Source organism: Achromobacter sp. Marseille-Q4954, assembly GCF_943737025.1.
GTDB classification, from domain to species: domain Bacteria; phylum Pseudomonadota; class Gammaproteobacteria; order Burkholderiales; family Burkholderiaceae_B; genus Achromobacter; species Achromobacter bronchisepticus_A.
In genome coordinates this window covers 252873-273336 of sequence record NZ_CALSFQ010000002.1, presented here as the reverse complement: position 1 = coordinate 273336, position 20464 = coordinate 252873, and the positions used below count along the sequence as shown (strand labels likewise).

The 20464-nt window shown below is 69.0% G+C and carries 18 protein-coding genes; 13 read left to right on the top strand and 5 right to left on the bottom strand.

Annotation, left to right across the window (positions count from 1 at the left end; translation table 11 throughout):
- Positions 1-9 precede the first annotated feature (9 nt).
- Positions 10-996, bottom strand: a complete 987-nt coding sequence (locus NGK62_RS19300; RefSeq protein ID WP_059380020.1) for a Bug family tripartite tricarboxylate transporter substrate binding protein — start codon at positions 994-996, stop codon at positions 10-12.
- 128 nt (positions 997-1124) lie between these two features.
- Between NGK62_RS19300 and NGK62_RS19295 the strand changes: the two genes are divergently transcribed.
- A complete protein-coding gene (locus tag NGK62_RS19295) occupies positions 1125-2093 on the top strand; it encodes a LysR substrate-binding domain-containing protein (RefSeq protein ID WP_251879872.1) in 969 nt (322 codons plus the stop codon).
- On the opposite strand, the gene arfB is transcribed toward NGK62_RS19295, so the two are convergent.
- Positions 2059-2475 carry an alternative ribosome rescue aminoacyl-tRNA hydrolase ArfB gene (gene arfB / locus NGK62_RS19290; RefSeq protein WP_059380019.1) on the bottom strand — a complete coding sequence of 139 codons (417 nt, stop codon included), beginning with the start codon at positions 2473-2475 and terminating at the stop codon, positions 2059-2061. The two genes, NGK62_RS19295 and arfB, sit on opposite strands and share 35 nt — an antisense overlap.
- A 93-nt stretch (positions 2476-2568) precedes the next feature.
- Here arfB and queE point away from each other — a divergent pair, with 93 nt between their 5' ends.
- The 7 genes from queE (at position 2569) to NGK62_RS19255 (ending at position 8984) form a co-directional block, all read left to right on the top strand.
- A complete protein-coding gene (queE, locus tag NGK62_RS19285; RefSeq protein ID WP_059380018.1) occupies positions 2569-3201 on the top strand; it encodes a 7-carboxy-7-deazaguanine synthase in 633 nt (210 codons plus the stop codon).
- Between the two features lie 28 nt (positions 3202-3229).
- On the top strand, positions 3230-3673 hold the full coding sequence (gene queD, locus NGK62_RS19280; protein WP_013394146.1) for a 6-carboxytetrahydropterin synthase QueD: 444 nt from the start codon (positions 3230-3232) through the stop codon (positions 3671-3673).
- 186 nt (positions 3674-3859) lie between these two features.
- On the top strand, positions 3860-4336 hold the full coding sequence (locus NGK62_RS19275; RefSeq protein ID WP_059380017.1) for a MarR family winged helix-turn-helix transcriptional regulator: 477 nt from the start codon (positions 3860-3862) through the stop codon (positions 4334-4336).
- Positions 4333-6384 carry an FUSC family protein gene (locus NGK62_RS19270; protein ID WP_059380016.1) on the top strand — a complete coding sequence of 684 codons (2052 nt, stop codon included), beginning with the start codon at positions 4333-4335 and terminating at the stop codon, positions 6382-6384. Before NGK62_RS19275 ends, NGK62_RS19270 begins: the two co-directional genes overlap by 4 nt.
- On the top strand, positions 6381-6593 hold the full coding sequence (locus NGK62_RS19265; RefSeq protein WP_013394149.1) for a DUF1656 domain-containing protein: 213 nt from the start codon (positions 6381-6383) through the stop codon (positions 6591-6593). Before NGK62_RS19270 ends, NGK62_RS19265 begins: the two co-directional genes overlap by 4 nt.
- A 2-nt stretch (positions 6594-6595) precedes the next feature.
- A complete protein-coding gene (locus tag NGK62_RS19260) occupies positions 6596-7510 on the top strand; it encodes an efflux RND transporter periplasmic adaptor subunit (RefSeq protein ID WP_118932085.1) in 915 nt (304 codons plus the stop codon).
- A gap of 52 nt (positions 7511-7562) precedes the next feature.
- The gene (locus NGK62_RS19255) at positions 7563-8984 is read left to right on the top strand and encodes an efflux transporter outer membrane subunit (protein ID WP_251879870.1); all 1422 of its coding nucleotides are present in this window, start codon (positions 7563-7565) and stop codon (positions 8982-8984) included.
- Here NGK62_RS19255 and ypfH read toward each other — a convergent pair whose 3' ends face one another.
- Positions 8985-9689 (bottom strand): esterase, encoded by a 705-nt coding sequence (gene ypfH / locus NGK62_RS19250; RefSeq protein ID WP_251879868.1) that lies wholly within the window; start codon positions 9687-9689, stop codon positions 8985-8987.
- Positions 9690-9874: 185 nt separating this feature from the next.
- Between ypfH and NGK62_RS19245 the strand changes: the two genes are divergently transcribed.
- The 4 genes from NGK62_RS19245 (at position 9875) to NGK62_RS19230 (ending at position 16961) form a co-directional block, all read left to right on the top strand.
- Positions 9875-11410, top strand: a complete 1536-nt coding sequence (locus NGK62_RS19245; RefSeq protein WP_118932088.1) for an amino acid permease — start codon at positions 9875-9877, stop codon at positions 11408-11410.
- A gap of 216 nt (positions 11411-11626) precedes the next feature.
- Positions 11627-12331 (top strand): translesion DNA synthesis-associated protein ImuA, encoded by a 705-nt coding sequence (gene imuA / locus NGK62_RS19240; RefSeq protein WP_251879866.1) that lies wholly within the window; start codon positions 11627-11629, stop codon positions 12329-12331.
- Positions 12261-13730, top strand: a complete 1470-nt coding sequence (locus NGK62_RS19235) for a Y-family DNA polymerase (RefSeq protein ID WP_187774107.1) — start codon at positions 12261-12263, stop codon at positions 13728-13730. Before imuA ends, NGK62_RS19235 begins: the two co-directional genes overlap by 71 nt.
- A gap of 6 nt (positions 13731-13736) precedes the next feature.
- Positions 13737-16961 carry an error-prone DNA polymerase gene (locus NGK62_RS19230; protein ID WP_251879864.1) on the top strand — a complete coding sequence of 1075 codons (3225 nt, stop codon included), beginning with the start codon at positions 13737-13739 and terminating at the stop codon, positions 16959-16961.
- Between the two features lie 16 nt (positions 16962-16977).
- Here the strand turns inward: NGK62_RS19230 and NGK62_RS19225 are convergent, their stop codons facing one another.
- The gene (locus tag NGK62_RS19225) at positions 16978-18264 is read right to left on the bottom strand and encodes an SGNH/GDSL hydrolase family protein (protein ID WP_118934285.1); all 1287 of its coding nucleotides are present in this window, start codon (positions 18262-18264) and stop codon (positions 16978-16980) included.
- 101 nt (positions 18265-18365) lie between these two features.
- On the opposite strand from NGK62_RS19225, the gene NGK62_RS19220 reads away from it, so the two are divergent.
- Positions 18366-19271, top strand: a complete 906-nt coding sequence (locus tag NGK62_RS19220; RefSeq protein ID WP_118934283.1) for a LysR family transcriptional regulator — start codon at positions 18366-18368, stop codon at positions 19269-19271.
- Here NGK62_RS19220 and NGK62_RS19215 read toward each other — a convergent pair.
- Entirely contained in the window at positions 19268-20410 is a 1143-nt protein-coding gene (locus tag NGK62_RS19215) for a YgeY family selenium metabolism-linked hydrolase (RefSeq protein ID WP_118934281.1), read from the bottom strand. The genes NGK62_RS19220 and NGK62_RS19215 overlap by 4 nt on opposite strands.
- Between the last annotated feature and the right edge of the window lie 54 nt (positions 20411-20464).

The following is a 20464-nucleotide window of genomic DNA, read 5'->3' as shown; positions in this document are numbered from 1 at the left end:
TGAACGCGCTCAGTCGGCCGACGCGCCGGAGCGCTTGACCATCTCCCCCCAGCGCGGGATCTCGGTGGCGATGAGGTTGGCGAACTGTTCAGGCGTGGACGGCGTCGCGTCGACGGACAGCGTTTCGTTGAGCTTGAGCACCGCCGGGTCCTGCAGCGCCTTGGCGATGGCGCGATTGAGCTTGTCGATGATGGGCTTGGGCGTACCGGCGGGCGCGACGATGCCGCCCCAGGACACCACTTCGAAGCCCTTCAAGCCGGATTCGTCGAGGGTGGGCACGTCCGAGAGGACAGGCACGCGCGCCAGGCTGGTCGCCCCCAGCACCTTGACCTGGCCGGAGCGGATGAAGGGCAGCACGCCCGCGACGTTGTCGATCATCACGTCAAGCTGCCCGCCCACGATGTCGCCCACCGCCTGTTGGCCGCTCTTGTACGGGACGTGCAGCATGGTCGTGCCCGTCTCGCTCTTGAGCATTTCTCCGGCCAGATGGGCGCTCGATCCCACGCCCAACGAGCCGACGCTGACCTTGCCCGGATGCTGCCTGGCATAGTCGACCAGGCCCTGCACATTGCTTGCCGGGAAGTCGTTGCGGGCGATCAGCACCAGGGCATTGCTGATGGCCAGGCTGATGGGCGCAAGGCTGCGTTGCGGGTCGTAAGGCAGCTTCGAATACATGCTCTTGTTGATCGCCAGCGTGACCAGGTTGCCGAAGCCGATGGTGTAGCCGTCCGGCGCCGCCGCGGCCAGCGCCTGGGTGCCGACGATGCCGCCCGCCCCGCCGCGGTTGTCGACGATCACCGGCTGGCCGAGTTCGCGCCCCAGGGCGTCCGCGATCGGGCGCAGCACCACGTCCGGACCGGACCCCGCCACATACGGCACGATGAGCTTGACCGGCCGTTGGGGCCAATCCGCCTGCGCCGCGCCGGCGCCTGCCGCGCCCAGCAAGGCAAAACACAGTGAAAGGGTCTGGCGTACACGACGGGGAAAGATCTGCATGGCTTGCTCCTGAAGTACGGGACTGCATGGTCTGGTCGTCGTGAAGCTTAGAGATCGCCCGCGCTGCGCATAAGGCTATTTCTTTGTTAAGGTGACAACTAGCAGTTGTCGCCACCGGGGGGAAGCATATGAAAGACCACCATCTGCGGGCCTGGCTGAAGGTCGCCGAATTGCGCAGCATCCGGGCTGCGGCGCGCAGCCTGCACCTGAGCCAGGCCGCCGTGACCAAGGCCATCAAGGAACTGGAAACGGAACTGGAAGCGCCGCTGCTCACGCGCAGTCCCCAGGGCATCGAGGTCACCGAGTGCGGCGTACACCTGACGGTGCGGGCGCAGCTTGCCCAGGCCCAGCTCTCGTTGGCACGCCAGGACATCCGCCAACTGCTCAGCGGCGCCCAGGCGCGGGTGGCGGTGGGCGTGACGCCCATGGTGATGCTGAGCGTGCTGCCCGACGTGCTCAACGATTTCAGGCAGAGCATGCCCGCGGCCAAGCTCAAGGTCTCGGAAGGCCTGCTGGCCGCCGTGCTGCCGGCATTGCGCAACGGCTCATTGGATTTCGCGTTGGCATCCGGCATGGCCGGGAACCATGGCGGGCAGGAATTCGATTTCGAGGAACTGCGGCCGCTGGAATTCATGGTCGCCTGCCGCCGCGGTCATCCGCTGGCGGGCGCCACGCGTTGGCAAGACATCGCGGGCTGCGAATGGCTGCTCAACACCTCGGGCGGCAGCCACACCGACGCTTTTCTGCAAGGCTTGCGCGCAAACGGCCTGCAACCGCCCGAACGCGTCATCGATTGCGATACGTTCGGCGTAATGTGGAACCTGATGGTCCGCAGCGACGCGTTGATCGTCTGCCCCGCGGGCATGCTCGAGATCCCGCCCTACGGCGCCGAAGCCAGCCAGATCCGCACGGAGGCGCCCATGCCGGTCGCCAGCATCGGCATCATGACGCTGCGGGGAACGCCACTGTCGCTGGCGGCGGCCACCATGGCGGACCTGTTCCGGCAGCGCCTGCACAGCCGCGCCCAGGCCGGGCCGCGGGCCGCCCTCACGCGGGCCGCCCTCAATCCCCCTGGACCCGCCCCCGCAAGCGCTTGACCTCGCCGTGCAGCACCTTGCGCTGCACGCGCCGGCGTTGCGAGGCGCGGGTGGGCTTGGTCGGGCGGCGCGGCTTGTCGGTACGCGCCGCCGCGCGCACCATGGCGATCAGGCGCTCGATGGCTTCGGCGCGGTTCTTTTCCTGGCTGCGGAACGTCTGCGACTTGATGACGATGACCCCGTCCTTGGAGACGCGGTGATCGCTAAGGGCGCATAGCGCTTCCTTGATTTCCTCGGGCAGGCTGGAGGCTCGCACGTCGAAACGCAGGTGCACGGCGCTGGACACCTTGTTGACGTTCTGGCCGCCCGCGCCCTGGGCGCGGATCATGGTGAACGCGAGATCGCGTTCATCCAGGTAGATGGAATCTTGGACGTGAAACATAGCCCGCAAGTATAGATGCGCCGCGCAAAGTAAAATAATGCGCTTTTGCCTGATTTATCCGGGGTCCGGCCTTATCCGACCGCCGGCACCACCATGACTTACTCCGCCAAAGAAATCTTCAAGACACTGCAGGGCGAAGGCGCCCACGCAGGCCGTGCGGCGGTCTTCTGCCGCTTTGCCGGCTGCAACCTCTGGACCGGCCGCGAAAGCGACCGCGCCAGCGCCGCCTGCACCTTCTGCGACACCGACTTCATCGGCACCGACGGCGACGGCGGCGGCAAGTTCGCCACGCCCGAACTGCTGGCCGACGCCATCGCCGCGGCCTGGGGCCCCGGCGCCAACGACCGCTACGTGGTCTTCACCGGCGGCGAACCGCTGCTGCAACTGGACGCGCCGCTCTTGACCGCAGTGCACGCGCGCGGCTTCACGGTGGCCATCGAAACCAACGGCACCATCAAGCCGCCGGCCGGCATCGACTGGATCTGCGTCAGCCCCAAGGGCACCGCGCCCGTGGTCCTCGAGCGCGGCGACGAGCTCAAGCTGGTCTATCCGCAAGCCAACGCGCAGCCCGAAGCCTTCGCGCACCTGGACTTCGACCACTTCTTCCTGCAACCCATGGACGGCCCCGCGCGCGCGGCCAACACCGAACAGGCCGTCCAGTACTGTATGCAGCATCCGCAATGGCGGCTCAGCCTGCAGACCCACAAATACATAGGCATTCCATGATTCACCCTAGCCCCCTGCGGAGCGCGCCATGATTTCCGTGACCCGCAGGCTGGAATTCGACGCCGGCCACCGCATTCCCGACCACCGCAGCCAGTGCCGCAACCTGCACGGCCACCGCTACGTGCTGGAGATCACCCTGACCGGCGACGTGGTGCAGGCGCCCGGCGAATCCGACAACGGCATGCTGATGGATTTCTCCGAGATCAAGCACATCGCCAAGACCCACATCGTGGACGTCTGGGACCATGCCTTCCTGGTGTACGAGGGCGACGCCGCCGTGCGCGGCTTCCTGGACAGCCTGCCCGGCCACAAGACCGTGGTGCTGGACCGCATCCCGACGGCCGAAAACCTGGCCGCCATCGTCTTCCAGACCCTGGCCCCGCACTATCACGGCCACTATGGCGCCGAACTGCGCCTGACCCGCGTGCGCCTGTACGAAACGCCCAATTGCTGGGCGGACTGCAACGGCTGAACGCCGGGGCGCGGCCGCCGCCGCCGCGCCCGCGTCGCTCCCCGCGACGCCGAAAATCCCAGAACGCTGTCCCTGGTTTTCCATAGCTGGAACAACCGTCCTCTATTTTCCCGATTGAGAAAATCCATGGAGATAATCGCCATTTTCAATTATTAGTAAGCTAATAGATAGGATACAATCTATTCCATGAACACGCCCACCGACTCCCAGCTCATGGCCACCACCTCCGCCCTGATGGTCCTGTCGCGCGCCTATCGCGGCGCCGCCGACAAGGCCTTGGCCGACTACGGCCTGTCCCAGGCCACCGCCTGGCCCGTGATCCTGGCCGGCCGCCTGGGAGACGGCGTGCGCCAAGGCGCGCTGGCCGAGGCGCTGGGCGTGGAAGGCCCCTCGCTGGTGCGGGTGCTGGACCACCTGGTCGCCGCAGGCCTGATGGAACGCCGCGAAGACCCGCACGACCGCCGCGCCAAGACCCTGCACCTGACCGACGCCGGCCAGGCGCTGCGCGCCAAGGTCGAGGATGTGCTGGTCGATTTGCGCCGCCGCCTGTTCCGGGGCGTGAGCGAAGCCGACCTGCAAGCCTGCCTGCGGGTCTTCGACAGCCTGAAAGTCACCCTGGGCCGCGGCGGCGCCGGCACCCAGCCACAGGACGAACAAGCGTGAAACTCCCCAACGTCCGCGAATCCATCTTCTCGCTCAAGAGCTACCTGAGCGCCATCATGGCGCTCTACCTGGCCTACAGCATGGGATTGCCGCGTCCGTTCTGGGCCATGACCACGGCCTACGTCGTGGCCCAACCCTGGTCGGGCGCGGTGCGCTCCAAGGCGCTGTACCGCCTGGCCGGCACCTTCTTCGGCTCGGCCGCCACCGTCTACCTGGTGCCGCGGCTATCGAATTCCCCGGTGGTCATGACCGCCGCCATGGTGCTGTGGGTGGGCGCCTGCCTGTACCTGTCGGTGCTGGACCGCACGCCGCGTTCGTACCTCTTCATGCTGGCGGGCTATACCGCCGCCATGATCGGCTTTCCCAGCGTGACCGCCCCCGCCCAGGTGTTCGACACCGCCCTCGCCCGCGTCGAGGAAATCAGCCTGGGCATCGTCTGCGCCACCTTGATCCACAGCATCGTGCTGCCGCGCGGCCTGGCCCCGGCCCTGACGCTGATGCTGGACAAGGCCGTGCGCGACGCCCGCAACTGGATGCACGACACGCTCAGCGGCCAGGCCACCGAACAGAAGGACCGCGACCGCCGCGTGCTGGCCAACGACATCACGCAGCTGCGCCTGATGTCCACCCACGTGCCTTTCGACACCAGCAACCTGCGCTGGACCTCGGGCGCGGTGCGCGCCATGCAGGACCAGATCGCGGCATTGACGCCCACCGTGTCCGCCGTGGAAGACCGCATGCGCGCCCTGCAGGCCGGCGGCCAGCCACTGCCGGAAGCCGTCACGGCCTTGCTCGCCGACATCTCCGAATGGATCAACGCCGGCGCCCAGGCCACCCACGAGACAGCGGTCCAACTGCGCGCCGCCGCCACCCGCCTCACGCCCGACATCGACAGCCGCTCCAGCTGGCGCGAGGTGCTGCTGGCCAGCCTGATGACGCGCTTGCGCGAACTGGTCGACACCTATGACGAATGCCTGGCGCTGCGCCGCGAGATCCGAGCAGGCCTGGCGGGCGCGCCGCTGCGCGCGCCGCGCTCCAATCCCGCGCCCAACACCGCGCTGCACCGCGACCGCGGCATGGCGCTGCTGTCGGCCCTGGCCGCCGGCGTGGCCATTTCGGTCTGCTGCGCCTTCTGGATCGGCACGGCCTGGAGCAACGGCGCCACCGCCGCGCTCATGGCCGCCATCTTCAGCTGCTTCTTCGCGTCGCAGGACAATCCGGTCCCCGGCATCATGCAGTTCCTGACCTACACGGTGTATTCGATTCCGCTGTCGGCGCTGTACCTGCTGGGCATCATGCCCGCCCTGCATTCGTTCGAGATGCTGGCCCTGGCCATGCTGCCCACGACCTTCGTGCTGGGCATCTTCATTGCCCGGCCCGCCACCGCCGGCAAGGCCATGGCGATGCTGTTCGGCTTCCTGGGCACCATGGCGCTGCAGGACACCAACACCGCCGACATCGTGTCCTTCATCGACACGCAGGTCGCGCAGTGCATGGGCGTTGCCACGGCGGCCATCATCGCCGCCATCTTCCGCACCGTCAGCGCCGACTGGAGCGCACGCCGCATCCAGGCCGCCAACTGGAAGGAACTGGAAACCCTGGCAAGCTCGCCGCGCGCGCCTTCGCGCCACACCTACGCCGCCCGCATGCTGGACCGCATCGGCCTGTTGCAGCCGCGTCTGGCGCTGGCCCAGCGGCCCGACGACCTGGTCGCCGCCGACGCGTTGAAAGACCTGCGCGTGGGCCGCGACATCACCGAACTGCAGCGCGCCCGGCGTCACCTGCCCATGGCGGAACCCGCCATCCAGCCGGTGCTGGACGGACTGGCGAAATTCTTCCACGCGCGCTCGGCCTGGCAGGTCGGCGAAAAGACGCCCGAGTTCCTGGCGCAGATCGACCGTGCGCTGGCCAGCGTGACGGCCACGCCCCCGGGCGCCGCCGCCCGCGACCGCGCCGTGGTCGCGCTGGTGGGCCTGCGCCGCGCCTTCTTCCCCGACGCGCCCGACTACCAACCCGCCCATCCCACCCTGGAGGGCCAAGCATCATGATCGGCGAATTCAATCTCTACGGCGTCTATTTTCCCTGGCTGCTGGTGCTGGGCGTGGTGACCCTGGGCGTGGCGTGGGCAGTGCGCCGCGTGCTGGCCCGCGCCGGGCTGTACCGCCTGGTGTGGCACCCCGCGCTGTTCGACCTGGCGCTGTTCGTGGTGCTGCTGTACGGCGTATCCCTCATTTCCCCCTATTTACTCCAGAGATAAGCATGAAACTCCCCAACGCCCTGCGCCCCGCAGCCATCGGCAAGTTCGCGGTGACCGCCGTCGTCGTCGCCGCGGCCGCCTACGCCGGCTGGCAGCTCTGGGTGCACTATGAAGTCGAACCCTGGACCCGCGACGGCCGCGTCAAGGCCTATGTGGTGCAGGTCGCGCCCGATGTCTCCGGCCTGGTGACCAGCGTGCCGGTGCACGACAACCAGGACGTCAAGGCCGGCGACGTGCTGTTCGAAATCGACCGCGCGCGCTTCCAGCTGGCCTACGACCAGGCCCAGGCCTCGGTGCGTTCCGCGCAAGTGGCGCGCGACCAGGCCGTGCGCGACGCCAAGCGCAACCGTTCTTTGGGCCAACTGGTGGCCGCCGAGGCGCTGGAACAAAGCCAGACCAAGCTGCAGCAGACCGAAGCCGCGCTGGCCCAGGCCGAAGTGCAGCTCAATACCGCGCGCCTGAACCTGGAACGCAGCCGCGTGCTGGCGGTGAATGACGGCCGCATCACCAACCTGGACCTGCGCGCGGGTTCCTACGCCACCGCCGGCCGCGGCGTGATGGCGCTGGTGGATTCCAGTTCGTTCTACGTCGAAGGCTATTTCGAGGAAACCAAGCTGCCCGGCATCCACGAAGGCGACCCCGTCACCGTGACGCTGATGGGCGACTCGCACCATATCCGCGGCCACGTGGAGAGCATTGCCATGGGCATCGCCGACCGCGACCGCAGCACCGGCGCCAACCTGCTGCCCAACGTCAATCCCACGTTCAACTGGGTCCGCCTGGCGCAGCGCATCCCGGTGCGCGTGAAGATCGACGACGTGCCCGCAGGCGTGCGCCTGGTGGCGGGACAAACCGCCACCGTGTCGGTGGATTCCGGCCCGGCCCACTCGCAGGCCGGGGCGCGCCAGCCGTCCTGATCGTTCCTTTCTTCCACCCCTACTCTCTTATCGACGCACAGCCGTAACCGCCATGAACACCAGATACCTCCTGCCTCTTACGCTGGCCCTTGCGCTGGCCGGATGCGCCGCCGTGGGCCCGGACTACCAGGTGCCCGCCGGATCGGCGGCCGAGCGGCAGAGCGCGCAGGCGCCCTTCACGCAGGCGCGCGAGGTGGCGTTCCGGCAGGATGCGGTGCCTGGCCACTGGTGGCGCCTGTACGACGATCCCGTGCTGGATGGTCTGGTGGAAAAAGCCCTGGCCGCCAACACCGACCTGCGCGTGGCCAGCGCCAACCTGGAACGCGCCCAGGCCGCCGTGCGCGAAGCGCAGGCGCAGCAGCAGCCGTCCATCGGCGTCAATGCCTCGCCCACTTTCGGCCACGTGTCCGGCCTGCAGGAACTGCAGCCCGGCATCGATCCGCCCAACCGCTGGTCCTACTCCATGGGCGCCAGCGTGGCATACCAGCTGGACCTGTTCGGCCAGATCCGCCGCGCCGTGGAAGCGGCCAGCGGCGACGAGCAGGCCGCGCAGGCCGCCTATGACGCCACCCGCGTCACCGTGGCCGCCGAGACCGCCCGGGCCTACGCCAATATGTGCGCGGCCGGCATGCAGCTGGCTTCGGCCCAGCATTCGGTGCAGGTGCAGAAGCAATCGCTGGACGCGGTGGACCGGCTGCAACGCGCCGGCCGCGGCACCACGCTGGACGTGACCCGCGCCCGCAGCCAGCTTGAACAGCTGCAGGCCAACCTGCCGCCGTTCCAGGCCCAGCAGCGCACCGCGCTGTACCGCCTGGCGGCGCTGACCGGCCAGACGCCGGGCGAAATCCCGCCCGCGCTGCTGCAATGCGCCCAGGCTCCGCGCCTGACCGAAACCATCCCCGTGGGCGACGGCGCCGAACTGCTGCGCCGCCGTCCCGACATCCGCCAGGCCGAACGCACCCTGGCCGCAGCCACCGCGCGCATCGGCGTGGCTACCGCGGACCTGTATCCGAAGATCTCGCTGGGCTTGTCGGCGGCCTCGGGCGGCCCAGCCGCCATGTTCGGCGACCGCGGCACCTTCAGCTGGAGCGTCGGTCCGCTGATCTCCTGGACCATACCCAACACCGGCGCCGCGCAGGCCCGCATCGCCGAGGCGCAGGCCAGCACCAAGGCCGCGGCGGCGCGTTTCGACGCCACCGTGCTGAATGCCCTGCGGGAAACGGAGAGCGCGCTGGTGGTCTACGCGCGCCAACTGGATCGCGACACCGCCTTGCGCGCCGCGCGCGACCAGAGCGCCGAGGCCGCCTCTCAGGCAAGCCGCCTGTTCCAGTACGGCAAGACCGACTACCTGACCGTGCTGGACGCCGAGCGCACGCTGGCCAGCAACGAAAGCGCGCTGGCGGCTTCGCAGGCCGACCTCAGCAGCGACCAGATCGCGCTGTTCCTGGCGCTGGGCGGCGGCTGGGAAAAATGATCAATGCACCGGGGTGCCGTCGGGCGGCGTCTGGTTAAGACCCAGCGCGGCCTCCCAGCTGCGCAACGGCACGCAGGTCTTCAAGCGCACGATGGCGCGCTCGATCAGCGCCGGGTGCAATGCGTGCCCCACCTGGGTCGCGATGTCGATGGTCGAGTCGCCGTGCAGCTCGGTCAGGCGCGCCTGGGCGGCCTGGATGAGCTCCACGTTCATGATCGGATCGGCGGCGCCGTGCAGCAGGTGCAGCGTGGTGAACTGCGGCGCGAGCTTGGGCATCTGGGCGTAGCGGCCCGAGAAGGCGATGACGCGGCCGGCGATGCCGTCGTGCGCCTGCACCAGTTCCAGCGCCATGATGGCGCCCTGCGAAAAGCCCGCCAGCGCCGTGTCCGACTGCAGCAGGCCGAAACGCGCCTGCGCCTCGCGCACATAGTTTTCCAGGGGCGGCAAGGCCCCCGCCACGCGTTCCGGGCGGTTTTCCTCGGTCACGCCGCGCACCGAGAACCACTGCCGGCCGTCGCCGCCGCCGTCGTAGGGCTCGAACCCCTGGGGCACCAGCACCGCCGCGCTGGGGAACGCCGCGCGCACGGCTTTTGCCAACGGTTCCATGTCGTCGGGGGTGCCGCCCACGCCGTGCAGCAGGATAAACAGCTGGCGCACGTCGACGCCGGCGTTGGGAAGAAACTCGATAGAAGTGGAAGACGCCATGAAACTGCTCCGTGCTGGCTGGGGCCGCCGAACGGCCCCGGAATAGCCGCATTGTAAAATGCGCGCCTTGAAGCAACCTTTGCCGCACCGCCACGGACCGGCTGGCTTGCGCGGCATTGCCTGGCGGGCAGGCCCGCACGCCCGTGCCTGATGGTCCGCCGCCGCGGCAACTTCCTACCCCAGTAATGCAAACTCCGACAACAGAATCCGGCGCCACGCCTGCCGGCCAGAACCAGCTGCATCGCGTGCTCAAGGCGCGCCACCTCACGATGATAGCGTTGGGCGGGGCCATCGGCACCGGCCTGTTCGTGGCCTCCGGCGCCGCCATCGCCCAGGCCGGCCCGGGCGGCGCGCTGCTGGTCTACCTGGCCATCGGCCTGATGGTCTACTTCATCATGACCAGCCTGGGCGAACTGGCCACCTTCATGCCGGTATCGGGTTCCTTCTGCACCTATGCCTCGCGCTACGTCGACGGCGGCTTCGGCTTCGCGCTGGGCTGGAACTTCTGGATCAGCTGGGCCACGGTGGTGGCGGTGGACGTGGTGGCCGCGCAACTGGTCATGGCCTATTGGTTCCCCGATACGCCCGGCTGGATATGGAGCGTGGCCTTCCTGGCCCTGACCTTCGGGCTGAATGCCTTCTCGGCGCGCAGCTTCGGCGAAGCCGAGTACTGGTTCGCCATCATCAAGGTCGTGGCCGTGCTGTGCTTCATCGGCGTCGGGCTGGCGATGCTGGTGGGCATCATCCACAGCGGCACGCCCGTGGGCCTGGTCAACTGGTCGGTCGGCGACGCGCCCTTCGTGGGCAATGCGGCCACCTGGGTGGGCGTGGCGATGGTGGTGGCCTATTCGTTCCAGGGCACCGAACTGGTGGCCGTGGCCGCCGGCGAATCCGAGAATCCCCGCCGCAACGTGCCGCGCGCGATCAACCACGTGTTCTGGCGCATCCTGCTGTTCTACGTGCTGGCCATCCTGATCATCGGCCTGCTGCTGCCCTATACCGACCCGCAGCTGCTGCGCAACGAAGTGGAAGACATCGCGGTCAGCCCCTTCACGCTGGTGTTCCAGCACGCGGGGCTGCTGTCGGCGGCTACCGTGATGAACGCCGTGATCCTGACCTCGGTGCTGTCGGCCGGCAATTCCGGCATGTACGCGGCGACGCGGATGCTGTTCAACATGGCGGTGGAGGGCCAGGCGCCCGCCCTGTTCCGGCGCGTCACCCGCGGCGGCGTGCCGCTGTACGCGCTGATGGCCACCGCGCTGCTGGCCTGCCTGTGCCTGTTCAGCCTGGTGTACAGCCCCAAGGCCGTCTACATCTGGCTGCTGAACTTCGCCGGCATGACCGAATTCATCGTCTGGCTGAGCATCGCGGTCAGCCATTACCGCTTCCGCCAGGGCTATGTGAAGCACGGCTACGACACCGCCGACCTGCCCTACAAGGCCGGCCTGTTCCCCTTCGGCCCGCTGCTGGCCTTCGTCCTGTGCCTGGCGGTCACGCTGGGCCAGAACTACCAGGCCTTCCTGCAAGACCGCATCGACTGGATCGGCGTGATCTCCACCTACCTGGCGATCCCGCTGTTCCTGGCCTTGTGGATCGGCCACCGGCTGGTGCGCAAGTCGCACTGGATCCGGTACGAGGATATGCGGTTTTATGGGTTGGATCTGGATCGCACGGCGGGTGTGGAGGCCTCGGTATCTACTGCGCAGAACGCCCGCGCTTGATTGCGATCCGCCTGCCTGAAGCGGCTAAAATCGCGTTCAACACGGCCCGCTCCTCTGCATCGAAAGGTGTACGGGCGGGTTTTCTTTTGGGCTGCCGCGTTACCGGCGCAAAACTATTCGCGGCGCGCTCTGCCCCTTTTAAATACTGTATATATATACAGCTATAATGACGCATCGGCCACTACCCCGGGTCCCCGCAAGCCGGAACCGATCACCATGCAGTCCCCAGAACGTATCCATCCCGCGTTGTGGCGCGCCACCCAGTTGGCTCAAGGCGCCGCCCGCACCCTGCCCACCGGGCATGCCGCGCTTTCGCCCGAGCTGCCGGACGGCGGCTGGCCGCTGGGTTCGCTGACCGAACTGCTGGTGCCGCACCCCGGCATCGGCGAAATCCGCCTGCTGCGTCCGGCGCTGGCCCAGCTGGAAACCCGCCGCGCCATCGCGCTGGTGCAGCCGCCGCACGCGCCCCACATCGCCAGCTGGATGAGCTGGCGGCTGGATCCGCGCCAATTGCTCTGGGTGGCGCCGGAAAAACCCGTGGACGCGCTTTGGGCCGCCGAACAGATCCTGAAGAACGGCAGCTGCGGCGCCCTGATCTGCTGGCTGCCCCATGTGCGCCCCGAATCCCTGCGCCGCCTGCACCTGGCCGCCCAGGCCAGCGACCTGCTGTTCATCGCGGTGCGCCCCAGCAGCGCGGCGCAAAACGCCACGCCCGCGCCCTTGCGGCTGGCGCTCGCGCCGGCCGCGGGCGGCTTGTCCGTCCACATCCTGAAGCGCCGCGGGCCCGCCTGCGATACGCCGCTATACGTGGGCCTGGAACCGGGCGTCACCACACCTGTTTCTCCCCGCCATGCGCCTCTGGATCGCCGCCTTCCTGCGCTGCCTGCCGCTGGACGCACTGCGCCCGCACTGGCCGCTTGAGGGGCAGGCGTTCGCGGTCCTGGAACAGGAACGCGTCGCCGCCCTGACGCCCGCCGCCCGCCGCGCCGGGGTCAAGCCGGGCATGCGCCGCGCGGGCGCGGCCGCCATCGCCCCCGAGGTCGAGCTGCTGCCCCGCGATGTCCTGGCCGAGTCCGAAGCCTTGCAGGGCGCGGCGCTGGCGCTGCTGCAATACACACCCGAAATCGCCCTGGCCGACGGCGACACGTTGCTGCTGAACGTAAGCGCCAGCCTGATGCTCTTCCGCGGTCCGAAGGCGCTGCACCGGCGGGTCGCCGCCACCTTGCGCGCCCTGGACCTGCGCGTCTCGCTAGGCATGGCGCCGACCGCCGCCGGCGCCTGGCTGCTGGCGCGCAGCCCCGGCCGGCGCGCACCCCGGCGCACCCTGACGCTGCCCACGCTGACCCGGCGGCTGGACGCACTGCCGCTGGCCCTGCTGCCGCAGGCGCAGGCCCGCCGCGACTGGCTCGACGACATCGGCTGCCATACCCTGGCGGACCTGCGCGCCCTGCCGCGCGCGGGCCTGCAGCGGCGCAGCGCGCCTGAACTGCTGCAGGCCCTGGACGCCGCCTACGGCCTGGCGCCCGAGCTCCACCGCTGGATCGAGCCGCCGCACCAGTTCTCGCGCCGCATCGAACTCACCGACTACGTCGAGCACACCGACGCGGTGCTGGCGGTGGCGCGCCGGCTGGCCGAACAGCTGGGCGGCTGGCTCAGCGCCCGGCAACTGGCGGTGCGCCGCGTGGTGCTCAGCATGGAACACGAACGCGGCCGCCACGCCCGGCCGCCCACCGAACTGGAACTGGCCCTGGCCCAGCCGGTCTGGCAGGCGCCGCAGATCCTCCACCTGCTGCGGGAAAAGCTGGCCCGCTTCACGCTGGAAGCGCCCGTGATCGCCGTGGCGCTGCTGGCGCCCGACACGGTGGAACAGCCCGCCGCCAGCACTACCTTGTTCCCCGAGCCCGGCGGCACGCCCGCCGACCATGCCCGGCTGCTGGACCTGCTGGTGGCGCGGCTGGGCCGCGACCAGGTGCGCCACGCCCACCCGGTTCCCGACCACCGCCCCGAGGCCGCCAACGCCTGGGGCGACGCGCTGTCGCCGCCCCAACGTCCCGCGCCCCTGCCCGCCCTGCTGGACCGCCCCTTCTGGCTGCTGGACCCGCCGCTGCCCTTGAAGCTTTCCGGCCACCGGCCGCATTACGGCGGCCAGGCGCTGCGCCTGATGCGCGGCCCCGAACGCATCGAAAGCGGCTGGTGGGACCCGGCCCTGACGGTGCGCGACTACTTCGTCGCCGAGGACGCCGCCGCCGCGCGCTACTGGATCTACCGCGAGCGCGACGACGAGCACGCCCGCTGGTTCCTGCATGGGCTCTACGCCTGAAGCGTCATGCGCATGGACGACGACGACACCCCCGGCCTCCTGGCGCAGCTGCCCGGCTACGCCGAGCTGCAATGCCAGTCCAATTTCTCTTTCCTGCAGGGCGCTTCGCACCCCGAGGAACTGGTCGAACGCGCCGCCGAACTGGGCTACGCCGCGCTCGCCATCACCGACGAATGCTCGCTGGCGGGCGTGGTCCGCGCCCACGTCGAAGCCAAGACCCGCAAGCTGCCGCTCATCATCGGCGCCACCTTCCAGCTGCGCGCCGCGTCCGACGCCGCGCCGCTGGGCCTGACCCTGCTGGCGCAGACGCGCGAGGGCTACGGCAACCTGTCCGAACTGATCACCCTGGCCCGCACCCGCGCGCCCAAGGGCGAATACCAGCTGGCGCCCGAAGACCTTACCCACCCGCCCGCGGGCCACGCCCATCTGCGCCACCTGCCCGAATGCCTGGCCATCCTGAGCCCCGCCTACGGCACCGACGCCGACCGCATGGCCGAGCAGGCGCGCTGGCTGGCGCGCGTCTTCCCCCACCGCGCCTGGGTCGGACTGACCCTGCTGCACCGCTCGCGCGACGACCTGCACCGCGCCGCGGTCGAACACGCCGCGCAGGCCGCGGAACTGCCCATCGTGGCGCTGGGCCAGGTGCAGATGCACCTGCGCTCGCGCAAACCGCTGCACGACACGCTGACCGGCATTCGCACCCGCCAGCCCGTATCGCAGTGCGGCTACGAACTGTCCGGCAACGCCGAACAGCACCTGCGCACGCGCATGCGCCTGGCCAACCTGTACCCGCCGCAAGCGCTGGCCCAGACGCTGGCCATAGCCCGCCGCTGCGCCTTCTCATTGGACGAGCTGCGCTACGAATACCCGGACGAGATCATTCCGCGCGGCCACACGCCGGCCACCTATCTGCGCCAGGAAACCCTGGCCGGGGCCGCCCGCCGCTTTCCTTCCGGCACGCCGGACAGCGTCACCACGCAGATCGAAAAAGAGCTGGCGCTGATCACCGACCTGCACTACGAAGCCTATTTCCTCACGGTCTACGACATCGTCCAGTACGCCCGCGGCGAAGGCATTCTGTGCCAGGGCCGCGGTTCCGCCGCCAACTCCGCGGTCTGCTACTGCCTGGGCATCACCGAAGTGGACCCGGTGCGCGGCAACAACCTGTTCGAACGCTTCATCAGCAAGGAACGCAACGAGCCGCCCGACATCGACGTGGACTTCGAGCACCAGCGCCGCGAAGAAGTCATCCAGTACATCTACCGCAAATACGGCCGCGAACGCGCCGCGCTCACCGCCGTGGTCATTTCCTACCGGCCGCGCAGCGTGCTGCGCGATACCGGCTGCGCGCTGGGCGTGGACGCGGGCGTCATCGACGCCGTGGCGCGCGCCCACCAATGGTGGGACGGCAAGAAAGAAATGCTGCGCACGCTGGGCGCCTGCGGACTGGACCCCGAATCGCAGGTGGCGCGGCAGTGGGCGGCGCTGGCGCAGACCCTGATGGGCTTTCCGCGCCACCTGTCGCAGCATCCCGGCGGCTTCGTGATTTCACGCGGCAAGCTGTCGCGCCTGGTGCCCATCGAAAACGCCGCCATGGCGGACCGCAGCGTCGTGCAATGGGACAAGGACGACCTGGACGCGCTGGGCCTGCTGAAAGTGGACGTGCTGGCGCTGGGCATGCTGTCGGCACTGCGTCGCACGCTGGAACTGGCCGGCCAGCGCCGCGGCCAGCCCTTGCGGCTGCAGGACATTCCCCCCAGCGACGCGCCCACCTACGACATGATCTGCGACGCCGACACCGTAGGCGTGTTCCAGATCGAATCCCGCGCCCAGATGACCATGCTGCCGCGCCTGCGTCCGCGCGAATACTACGACCTGGTGGTGCAGGTGGCCATCGTGCGCCCAGGCCCGATCCAGGGCGGCATGGTCCATCCCTACCTGCGCCGCCGCCAGGGCAAGGAGCCCGAAACCTATCCCAGCGAAAAAGTGCGCGGCGTGCTCAGCCGCACCATGGGCGTGCCCATCTTCCAGGAACAGGTCATGCAGATCGCCGTGGTGGCCGCGGGCTTCACACCGGGCGAATCCGACCAGTTGCGCCGCTCCATGGCAGCCTGGAAGCGCAAGGGCGGCGTGGACAAGTACCGTACCAAGCTGGTCGGCGGCCTGCTGGCCCACGGCTACAAACTGGATTTCGCCGAGGCGCTGTTCCGCCAGATCGAAGGCTTCGGCGAATACGGTTTCCCCGAAAGCCATGCCGCCAGCTTCGCGCTGCTGGCGTACGCCAGTTCGTGGCTCAAGCGGCACGAGCCCGAAGCCTTCCTGGCCGCCCTGCTCAACTCCCAGCCCATGGGCTTCTACGCCCCCGCGCAACTGGTGCAGGACGCCCGCCGCCACGGCGTTTGCGTGCTGCCGCCGGACGTGACGGTCAGCGGCTGGGACTCGGCCCTGGAAACCCTGCCCGAAGGCCACCCCGGCGCCCGCCGGACCGCGCATCCGCACGCGCCCGCCACCGACGGCTTCCGCCCCGCCGTCAGGCTGGGGCTGAGCCTGATCCAGGGCATGCGCGAGGACGCCGCCCGGCGCATCGAAGACGCGCGCGCCGCCGCGCCCTTTGCCGACACCGGCGACCTGGCCCGCCGCGCCGCGCTCACCCGCCATGACCTCAACGCGCTGGCGGCCGGCGACGCCCTGCGCACCCTGGCCGGCCATCGCCGCCAGGCCAGCTGGGAAGCCGCCGCCAGCGTGCAGAGCCGCGACCTGCTGCGCGACGCCGCCATCCAGGAAACCCAGGCGCCGCAATTGTCCGCCCCTTCCGAAGGCCAGACCGTGGCGGCCGACTACCGCAGCGTGGGCCTGACGCTGCGCAGCCACCCCGTGGCCTTGCTGCGCCCCCAGCTCGCGGCGCGCAACTTCCAGCCCGCCTCGGTGCTCAACAGCTACCCCGACAAGCGCGTCGCGCGCGCCTGCGGCATCGTCACCGTGCGCCAGCGCCCGCAGACTGCCAAGGGGGTGATCTTCGTCACGCTGGAAGACGAGACCGGTCCCGTCAACGTGGTCGTGCGTACGGAACTCATCGAACGCCAGCGCCGCGAATTGCTGGGGGCCTCGCTGCTGGGCGTCTACGGGTCCTGGCAAAGCGTGGACGGCGTGCGCCACCTGATCGCGCAACGGCTGGTGGACCTGTCCGAGCTGCTGGGCGACTTGAACACCCAGAGCCGCAATTTCCACTAACCGTCCCGGACGCTTCTCAATCGCCGAACAGCGTGGCCATATCCAAGGCCTGCGCCATGGCCTGGTAGCCGGCATCGTTGGGATGCAGGTTGTCGCCCGAGTCATACGCGGGCAGCAGCCGCGCCGGATGCGCCGGATCGCGCAGCACCGCGTCAAAATCCACCACCGCGTCGAACACGCCGCTTTCGCGGATCCAGCGGTTCACCTCCCGCCGCACCGCGTCCTTGGCCGGGTTGTAGTGGCCCGACAACGGCGTGCCATGCAGCGAACCTTCATACGGCGCAATGGTGCCGCCCACGATGCGCACGCCGCGCAGGCGGGCGGCCTCCGCCAGTTGCCGGTAGCCCTCGGTCAATCTTGCGGCCGTCATGGGCGCGTCCGCCGGCGCGAAGCCGCTGTCCGGCCAGCCGATGTCATTGATGCCCATCATCATCACCACCGTGCGCACGCCCGGCTGCGACAGTACGTCGGCATCGAAGCGCGCCATCGCGTTCACCCCCATCTTGTCGCCCCAGACCCGCGCGCCCGAAATGCCTGCATTGGCCACGCCCATGCCCTGCGGGGCCAGGCGGCGCGCCAGGAAATCCGGCCAGCGGCGGTTGGCCCCCGGCGTCGAGCCGTTGCCATCGGTCAGGGAATCCCCAAACGCCACCACCACCGGCGCGCGCGACGGGCTTTCGACCCAGATCCCCGCCAGGAAGGCCCGGCCTTGCAGCGCCTGCGCATCAGGCAGCTCCGCCGCCGCCGTGGCATCGCCCCGGACCAGGGCGCCGGTCTGCTGCGCGCCCCAATGGAAGGTGGTCACCGGCGTCGCCTGCGGGAAGTAAAGGCTGACGGCCAGTTCCGCCAGCGCGGATACCGGCAGGTCCACCGGATCGCTGACCACTTGCGCCCCCGGCGCCACCGTCACGCTCGGCCGCCCGCCAAAGGCCAGCCCGCGGCTGGATGCCGGACGGATCTTGGACTGGCCCGAGGCCAGCGCCACGCTGGCCGCCCCGATCTCCAGGGGCTGCGTGCCATAGCGGTTGGACAACACCACCCGCAAGCGCGGTCCGCCCACGCTGAGCATCAAGGTCTGGCGCAGAGTCTGGCCGCGCAATTCGGCCGGCATTTCCGTGGGCAGCACGAAGGAATCCTCCCACAGCGGTTGCGGGCTGGCGAACCAGGAACTGACCCAGTTGGAACGCGCGGCATCGGCTTGAACAGAAGGCCGCGCCGCGATGGCGGCGGACGGGGCCAGGACCGCAAGGCCGCCGGCCAACGCAACGGCCGAAACCAGGGAATGAAGATTGAAGCGATTCATGACGACTCCAGAAAAAGAGAAAGTGACGTCACGATAGGTTCTTCCCAATTCCACCGGTAGAACCCTAAACTGCATACCACTTCTTCCAAAAAGGAATGACCATGGACACCCTGCGCGCCATGCGGGCCTTCGTCCGCGCCGTGGAGCTGGGCACCCTGTCGGCCGTCGCCCGCGAACAAGCGCTGAGCCAGCCTGCCCTGAGCAAGATCGTCGCCGCGCTGGAAAAGGACCTGAACGTGCGGCTGCTGGAACGCAGCACCACGCGCGTCGTGCCCACCGAACAAGGCAAACGCTTCTACGAACGCGCCACCCGCGTGCTGGAGGAATACTCCGAGGCCGTCGCCGACGCCCGCGGCCAGACCGAAAAGCCCTCCGGTTTCCTGCGCATCAACGCGCCCGTGGCGCTGGGCCAGTTCCGCCTGAACGCGCTGGTGCGCGAATTCCTGGAAGAATATCCCGACATCCAGGTGGAACTGATCCTGAACGACCGGTTCGTGGACCTGGTGGAAGAAGGCGTGGACGTGGCGCTGCGCCTGGGCGGCAACCTGCCGCCCAACGCCATCGCCCGCAAGGCGGCCATGTCGCCGCGCTACCTGGTGGCCGCCCCCTCCTACCTGGCGCAGCGCGGCAAGCCCCGCGCGCCCCGCGATCTGGCCGCGCACGAGTACGTGCGCTTTGCCTGGCTGGCTGCCGGCGACACCCTGGAACTGCACCAGGGCGCCACCCTCGCCACGGTCCAGACCCAAGGGCGCTTCCGCGTCAACAACGCCCTGGCCATCCGCGAAAGCCTGGCCATGGGCGCCGGCATCGGACTCTGCCCTGCGTGGCTGGTGCAGGACCTGATCGCCAGCGGTGAACTGCTGCGCGTCCTGCCCAAATGGAGCGCCACGCCGCAGGAGGCTTTCCTCATCTACCCGTCGCGCCGCTACCAGTCGCTGCGGGCACGGCTATTGATCGACTTCCTCAATGACCGGCTGGCGCGCCTGCCCGGCATGCAAACGCCCTAACCGCAGACGGCGCGCACCAGATTCCGGTAGATGTCGCGCGCGCCTTCCAACTGCTCCAGCGCGATGGACTCGTCGATCGTGTGCGCATCTTCCTCGTTGCCCGGCCCCAACCCTATCGTCGGAATGCCGCGGCGTCCCGCCGATTCCGAGCCATTGGTGCAGAACGCCCAACTGCCCACCACCGGATCCCGGCCGCTGGCGCTGACGGCCGCGCGCGCAGCCTGCAATAACCCGGCCTCCGCATCGCAACGCCAACCCGGCAACCAGCGCGGCGGCGTGGCGTGCTGCCCGGTATAGGTCGCCACTTGATCCTCGCTGACCTGCAGGGTGAAATCGGACAAGCCATGGGCCGCCAGATGCGCGCGGATCTGCGCCAGCACATCCTCCAGGCGTTCGCCCGACACGGTGCGCCGGTCAAAGCGTATCGTCGTCGAAATCGGAATCATGGAGATCGATGGATAAGGATGCGACACGATGTCCGTCGGCACCAGCAGCGCCTGGCCCAGCACCTCGTCATGCGGCAGCGACAGGCTCTCCAGCGCGTTCAGCGCCCGGCCCGCCGCATGCAGGGGATTGACACCGATATGCGGCGTCGCCGCGTGCGCCGGCTTGCCGTGGAAAGTCAGCAGCAGTTCCACCCGCCCCTTCTGGCCGGCCTTGATCTGCAGCTTGGAGGGCTCGCAGATGACGACCGCCTGCGGCGTGCAGATGTCCAGCACCGAGGCCAGCGCATGCCCTTCGATGACTTCCTCCAGCACGCTGGCCGACACCGCCACGCGGCGCTTCAAGCCGTCCCGCGCCGCCTCCGCCACGCCGCAGATCGCCGCGGCGATGCCGCCCTTCATGTCGGTGCTGCCGCGCCCATACAGCCGGCCATCCCGGATCTCGGCGCCGAACGGATCGAAGCGCCAGTCGCCCGCCACCGGCACCACGTCCATGTGTCCGTCGAACAGCAAGGCCACGTCCGCGTCCGCGGGGCCGATCAGCCCCAGCACCGAGCCATTGCCATCGGTCGTGACCGAACTGAAACCCGCCTCGCGCATCGTCGCGGCCATTAGCGCCGCCATCTCGCCTTCCTTGCCGGAAAGGCTGGGAATACGCACCATGGCCTGGGTCAACGCAACTACGTCCAGAGTCATCATCATTCCTGTCTGAAAGTGGCGGGCGCGGCGCGCCCGCCGATGTAGAGAAGC

What these genes read in the sequence shown, in the direction of transcription:
- NGK62_RS19300 (WP_059380020.1), bottom strand. Translation starts at nt 996, where the DNA reads ATGCAGATCTTTCCCCGTCGTGTACGCCAGACCCTTTCACTGTGTTTT.
- NGK62_RS19295 (WP_251879872.1), top strand. Translation starts at nt 1,125, where the DNA reads ATGAAAGACCACCATCTGCGGGCCTGGCTGAAGGTCGCCGAATTGCGC.
- arfB (WP_059380019.1), bottom strand. Translation starts at nt 2,475, where the DNA reads ATGTTTCACGTCCAAGATTCCATCTACCTGGATGAACGCGATCTCGCG.
- queE (WP_059380018.1), top strand. Translation starts at nt 2,569, where the DNA reads ATGACTTACTCCGCCAAAGAAATCTTCAAGACACTGCAGGGCGAAGGC.
- queD (WP_013394146.1), top strand. Translation starts at nt 3,230, where the DNA reads ATGATTTCCGTGACCCGCAGGCTGGAATTCGACGCCGGCCACCGCATT.
- NGK62_RS19275 (WP_059380017.1), top strand. Translation starts at nt 3,860, where the DNA reads ATGAACACGCCCACCGACTCCCAGCTCATGGCCACCACCTCCGCCCTG.
- NGK62_RS19265 (WP_013394149.1), top strand. Translation starts at nt 6,381, where the DNA reads ATGATCGGCGAATTCAATCTCTACGGCGTCTATTTTCCCTGGCTGCTG.
- NGK62_RS19260 (WP_118932085.1), top strand. Translation starts at nt 6,596, where the DNA reads ATGAAACTCCCCAACGCCCTGCGCCCCGCAGCCATCGGCAAGTTCGCG.
- NGK62_RS19255 (WP_251879870.1), top strand. Translation starts at nt 7,563, where the DNA reads ATGAACACCAGATACCTCCTGCCTCTTACGCTGGCCCTTGCGCTGGCC.
- ypfH (WP_251879868.1), bottom strand. Translation starts at nt 9,689, where the DNA reads ATGGCGTCTTCCACTTCTATCGAGTTTCTTCCCAACGCCGGCGTCGAC.
- NGK62_RS19245 (WP_118932088.1), top strand. Translation starts at nt 9,875, where the DNA reads ATGCAAACTCCGACAACAGAATCCGGCGCCACGCCTGCCGGCCAGAAC.
- imuA (WP_251879866.1), top strand. Translation starts at nt 11,627, where the DNA reads ATGCAGTCCCCAGAACGTATCCATCCCGCGTTGTGGCGCGCCACCCAG.
- NGK62_RS19235 (WP_187774107.1), top strand. Translation starts at nt 12,261, where the DNA reads ATGCGCCTCTGGATCGCCGCCTTCCTGCGCTGCCTGCCGCTGGACGCA.
- NGK62_RS19230 (WP_251879864.1), top strand. Translation starts at nt 13,737, where the DNA reads ATGCGCATGGACGACGACGACACCCCCGGCCTCCTGGCGCAGCTGCCC.
- NGK62_RS19225 (WP_118934285.1), bottom strand. Translation starts at nt 18,264, where the DNA reads ATGAATCGCTTCAATCTTCATTCCCTGGTTTCGGCCGTTGCGTTGGCC.
- NGK62_RS19220 (WP_118934283.1), top strand. Translation starts at nt 18,366, where the DNA reads ATGGACACCCTGCGCGCCATGCGGGCCTTCGTCCGCGCCGTGGAGCTG.
- NGK62_RS19215 (WP_118934281.1), bottom strand. Translation starts at nt 20,410, where the DNA reads ATGACTCTGGACGTAGTTGCGTTGACCCAGGCCATGGTGCGTATTCCC.